Origin of the sequence: Streptomyces sp. NPDC060049 (assembly GCF_042736715.1) — a bacterium.
GTDB lineage: Bacteria > Actinomycetota > Actinomycetes > Streptomycetales > Streptomycetaceae > Streptomyces.
The window spans coordinates 1-5,265 of record NZ_JBHWVV010000036.1 but is presented as its reverse complement, the minus strand read 5'-3'; the positions used below and the strand labels follow the sequence as shown (position 1 = coordinate 5,265).

At 68.3% G+C, this 5,265-nt stretch carries 4 protein-coding genes; 2 read left to right on the top strand and 2 right to left on the bottom strand.

Annotated features, from left to right (window positions below):
- Positions 1–1,474: condensation domain-containing protein (locus ACFWBY_RS36540; protein ID WP_385409757.1), on the bottom strand; the 1,474-nt coding region annotated here is incomplete at its 3' end.
- 298 nt (positions 1,475–1,772) lie between these two features.
- On the bottom strand, positions 1,773–3,023 hold the full coding sequence (locus ACFWBY_RS36535) for an MFS transporter (RefSeq protein WP_385345088.1): 1,251 nt from the start codon (positions 3,021–3,023) through the stop codon (positions 1,773–1,775).
- Positions 3,024–3,107: 84 nt separating this feature from the next.
- Between ACFWBY_RS36535 and ACFWBY_RS36530 the strand changes: the two genes are divergently transcribed.
- Both ACFWBY_RS36530 and ACFWBY_RS36525 read left to right on the top strand, forming a co-directional pair.
- Entirely contained in the window at positions 3,108–4,292 is a 1,185-nt protein-coding gene (locus ACFWBY_RS36530; protein ID WP_385345091.1) for a cytochrome P450, read from the top strand.
- A gap of 12 nt (positions 4,293–4,304) precedes the next feature.
- A partial coding sequence (locus ACFWBY_RS36525; protein WP_385345094.1) for an AMP-binding protein occupies positions 4,305–5,265 on the top strand: 961 nt, incomplete at its 3' end.

Genomic DNA, 5,265 nt, shown 5'->3' with positions numbered 1-5,265 from the left:
TGACATTCGTCGCGTTCCACTCCACCAGCACCCGATCCAACTCCGCGCCGTCAACCAACACGACCTCCGAAACACACAACTCCGCATCCGCGGCGACGGCCTCGAGAACCCGGCAGTACTGGGCGATGAATCGGTCGACGGTGTCGCGCTCGAACAGGTCGGGGCTGTAACGGAGCGATCCCGCGAGGGAGTCGCCCTCGACGGCGAGCCGCATTTCGAGGTCGAAGCCGGTTGAGCTGGCCTCGGCGCTGAGGGTGTCGAGGCCGAGGCCGGGCAGCCGCGGGTCCTGGTCCTCGCGGCCACCGTCGAAGGCGATCTGGAAGATCGGGTTCATGCTCGCCCTGCGGTCCGGTGCCACCGCCTCCACCACCCGCTCGAAGGGGATGTCTTGGTTGGCGTACCCGCCCAGGGCGACGTCGCGGACCAGGCGCACCATTTCGCCGAAGGTCGGGTCGCCGTCCCACTTCACGCGCAGCGGGAGCTGGTTCACGAACAGGCCGATGAGGCCTTCGAGGTCGCTGGAGGTCCGGCCGGCAACCGGTGTGCCGGTGACGATGTCGCTCGTGCCGGTGCAGCGCGCCAGGAACACGTCCCAGGCCGCCAAGAGGACCATGAACAGGCTCGCGTCATGTGCTTCGCCCAGGGTGCGCAGGGCGGCGAGGGTGGTGTGCGAGACGGCGAAGTCGACGCGCTCGCCGCGGCCGCTGAGGACGGTGGGCCGAACGTGATCGGTGGGCAGGTCCATGGCTTCGGGCGCGCCGCGGAGCTGGTTCTTCCAGTACGTCAGCTGCTGCTGAGCCGCGTCCGAAGCCATCCACGACTCCTGCCACTCGGCGTAGTCGCAGTACTGGATGGGCAGCGGTTCCATGGCGGGCGCCCGTCCGCCGCGGGCGGCGTCGTACAGGTCGCCCAGCTCCCGCCAGAACACGTCCATCGACCAGCCGTCGACGATGATGTGGTGGGCGATCAGCATCAGCAGGTGGCGGTCGGCTGCGAGGCGGATGATCCGGACCCGCAGCAGCGGCCCCCGGGTGAGGTCGAACGGCTCGACGGCCGCCTGCCGGGTCCATGCGACGGCCTCCTCCTCGGCTTCCCGCTCGTCCTTGCCGGACCAGTCGACGAGGGGCACGTCGAGCGGTGCCGGGGCCGCGATGACCTGGACGGGTTCGCCGGCGACGTTCTCGAAATGCGTGCGCAGGATTTCGTGGCGCGTGCGCAGCTCATTCAGCGCAGTCATGAAGGCAGCGGTGTCGAAGTCACCACGGAGACGCCAGAGATAGTCGGCGTTGTACGCGGGGGATTCGGGCTGCAGCTGGTCGACGAACCACAGACGGCGCTGGGCAAATGAGGCATGCGCCCGGTTGTCTTCTGGGGTTGCGCGACGCGGTATCCGCTGCTCTTCGACTCCGTCGACAGCGGCCCCTCGAAGTCGCTGCTGAATAAGCTCGAGCTGTTCGATGCTGAAGTCGTTCACTACCGCTCCCTGGCATGACTGCTGTGGTAAGGGAAATCCACGCGCCGTTTTGGATGACATTGCGCCACCGTCAACGTAGTTGATTTACCCATGCCCATTGCCTGGAGCAAGAGAGAGGTACGAACAATCGCCCGGGGAAACGAACGGAGCTCCCGGCGCGGTTCACCCGGGTGGTGACACCGGCGGCCAGGAGCTTCGTCGTGGGTCTCGATGGGAAGAGGGCCTTTCCCTCCGGCCCGGTCCCGGGGGAGCGGCATGTCCCGCCAGCGAGACACCTCTCACGTCACCGCGGGTGCGGTCATGCGGCGGCGGCGCGACCGCGCCGCAGGAGTACGACGACCGCGGCGGCGAGGCCGAGGAGAACGGTGGCGATCGCCGAAGCGAGGAGCGTCTGCCGTGCGCCGATGGCCGTGCTCAGCGGTCCGCCGATCATGTTGCCCAGGGGCACCGAGACGATCATGACGGTGCCTCGGGCCGCGAGCACCTGCGGCAGCTGCTGCGGGGTGGCGGCGCGCTGGAACAGCACGGTCGAAGTGGCCGCGTAGGGAGCCCATATGAGGCCCGCCAGGCCGAAGGAGACCAGCACGACGGCGGTGGGTGCGCCGAGCCCCATGGGCAGCAGAGCGGCGCCGAAGCCGATGACGATGCCGATGGTCGTCGGCCACAGTGACCAGTTGCGCAGATAGCCGGTGATCAGTCCGCCGATCACCGAGCCGATGCCGAACGCCGTGTAGTACCAGGCGAGCATGGCGGCCGAGCCGCCGAGTTCCTCGGAGACCAGGACCGGCAGGGCGATCAGGACCGGGCCGAAGAGGAGGAAGTATCCGAAGGTCAGGGCCAGTAGTCCGGACAGACGGCGGTCGCCCAGGATGGCGCGGAAGCCGGCCGAGCGGGAGGCCTGGCTCCGGGGGGTGTCGGAGGCGGCGGTTCGAGGTGCGGCCAGGCGATAGGTGAGGGCCAGCAGGGCGAAGGTGGCCGCGTCGACGGCGATCACCGTCGCCGCGCCTCCCCAGGCGATGAGCAGGGCGGCGACGGGCGGCCCGACGACGGTGGCGAACTCGCTGAAGATCGTGATCACCGCGTTCCCCGCCAAGTGGTGCCGCTCCTGTAGGACTTCGGTAAGCAGCGTGTAGCGCCCGGCCGTTCCCCAGGCGTGCAACAGGGAGGAGGCAGCCAGCAGTGCGATGTAGAGCCCCATGGACAGTGCGTCCAGGACGTACATGACCGGAATCAGGCCGAGCGCGGTCGCCCTCAGGATCGCGTCCCAGCCCGCGAGTTGAGCCCCGCTGCGGGCCGACAGCAAACGGCCGAAGAGAATCCCGCCCAGCGCCCCTGGCAGGATGTACGCCACTGCGGCGACCGCCACCCACGTCCCCCTGCTGCCTTCGGGGGCCAGTTCCAGCGCCAGCCAGGTGACGGCGACGGTACTCATCCCGTCCCCGATGTACGACAGCCCCACGCCAGGCAGGATTCTCCGCAGAACCGGGTGCCGGACCACCGGCCAGTAGGGCGACGAGCTGACAATTTTTCGTACGGATTCGCTTGGCATGGCGCCATGACATAGGCGGCGCCCACTCGGTGTCAAACGCTATCGCGCAGAGCGTATCCGCGCCCGGATGAGTGAGGTGGGACGATGGATCTGGGAAACCCGGACCTTTACACAAATGCCGATCGATATGCGCGCTGGAGGTCTCTGGTCGCGGCGGGAGAACCGCACTGGAGCGATCCGGCTGAGGCACACGACGGTTTTTGGTCAGTTTTTTCGTACGAAGCGTGCGGCAAGGTGCTTTCCCCGTCGGCTCCGATGACGTCGGAATACGGCATGATGATCGGGTTCGACCGGGAGCACGTCGATCTCTCCGCGGGCCGCATGCTGGTGACGGCCGAGGGTGACCGGCACCGGAAGCTGCGCCGCATCGTCAGCCCGTTCCTCACCCGCCTGGCCGCTGGTTCGTTCACCGAGCGCATCGAGCAGGAGGTGTCCGGCCTGCTCCGCACCGCGCGGGAGGGCGGGCACGAAGGGGGTGCGTTCGACGTCGCCAAGGGGATCGGGCCGTACCTCCCGGCGGCCACCGTCTGCGAGATCCTCGGCGTGCCGGCCGCCGACCGGGAACGGCTCATCACGCTGACCGGCCATGCTTTCGGCGGGGAGGACAGCAGCTACGACGGCATGACTCCGTCCATGGCGCACACCGAGATCCTCTCCTACTTCTACGACATGATCACGGAGCGGCGGCGGCGTCCGGGCGACGACCTGGTCAGCGCGCTCCTCGCCGACCCGGAGCTCGACGACCAGGACGTGCTGCTGAATTGCGACAACGTGCTGATCGGCGGGAACGAGACCACGCGGCATGCCGTCGCCGGTACCTTCCACGCCCTGGCCGAGGCGCCCGACACCCTGGCCCTGCTCGGCGGAGATCCGGAGGCCTTCGCGCCTGCCGTGGAAGAGGTACTGCGATGGGCCTCTCCGGCGCTCCATGTCCTGCGGGTCACCACGGGGGAGTTTTCGGTCGCCGGACGGGCGATTCCGGTCGGCAGCCCGGTGGTGGCCTGGCTTCCGGCGGCGAACCGCGATCCCCGGATATTCGACCGGCCCGATGAATTTCAACCGCGGCGCACCCCCAACAAACACTTGGCCTTTGGCTACGGTCTGCACCACTGCATGGGAGCCGCGTTGGCCCGGATGGAAATCGACGTTCTGCTGCGTGTCCTGAGCCGGGAGGCCAAGTCGATATCGATCGCGGATGAACCACAGTGGATCCGTGGCCTGCTCGTGCAGGGATATAAGAGCATGCGCGTGGCCGTCGACTGGAATTGAGGAATGTCCGAGATGAATCGATCGATCCCCGAACAGTGTCCTGCCGAGCGGCTCGTCGACCGTTTCGAGGCGTGGGTGGACCGGGCTCCGGAGGCTGTGGCCTTGGTGGAGGCGGGCTGTGAGACGACGTACGGAGAACTCGAGGCCCGTGCGAACCAGTTGGCCGGCTTCCTGGTCTCCCGTGGAGTGGGGCCCGAGGTGGTGGTCGGTGTGTGCGGCACCACGGGAGCGGATTCCGTCGTTGCCCTGCTCGGGATTTTGAAGGCCGAGGGCGTGTACCTTCCGCTCGACACCCGCAACCCTCGCGAGCGCCTCGAGCACATGGTCCGCAGTTCCAGGGCCCACCTCGTCCTCACCGGTCCCGCCGGTCCCGCCGGCGGCGAGGACACCGAGGCCTTCGGTCCCCTCACCCTGCGCTGGGAAGAGCACCGCGCCGACATCGACGCCCGGCCCGCCACCCGACCCCGCCGGACCGCGCACCCCGACGCGCTCATGTACATCGTGTACACCTCCGGCTCCACCGGAACCCCCAAGGGCATCGAGGTGCCCCACCGGACACTGGAGAACGCGGTCGGGTGGCTGGACGCGGGTGCGGCGGGCCCCTCGGTGTGTCTGCAGTTCGCCTCCGCGGGCTTCGACGTGTCCCTGCTGGAGGTCATGGGATCGCTGTCGAGCGGCAGCCGGCTGGTCATCGCGGGGGAGGACGTACGGGGGGAACCCGCCCTGCTGTTGCGGCTGATGGCCCGTTACGAAGTAGAGCGGCTCTATCTGTCGCCGTCACTGCTCCAGCAGCTCGCCGTGGCCGCGGGCGGGCTGACGGAGCCGTTGCCGGCGCCGGGACTGTCGAAGCTCCGGGAGATCCTGGTATCCGGTGAGGCGTTGCGGTTGACGCCGGATGTCCGTGCCTTCCTCGACACCTTGGACGGGGTCCTCCTGGAGAACCAGTACGGACCGTCCGAGACTCATCACGCCA

Excerpts from the sequence above, each read along its gene's own strand:
- ACFWBY_RS36535 (WP_385345088.1), bottom strand. The coding sequence starts at position 3,023 with ATGCCAAGCGAATCCGTACGAAAAATTGTCAGCTCGTCGCCCTACTGG.
- ACFWBY_RS36530 (WP_385345091.1), top strand. The coding sequence starts at position 3,108 with ATGGATCTGGGAAACCCGGACCTTTACACAAATGCCGATCGATATGCG.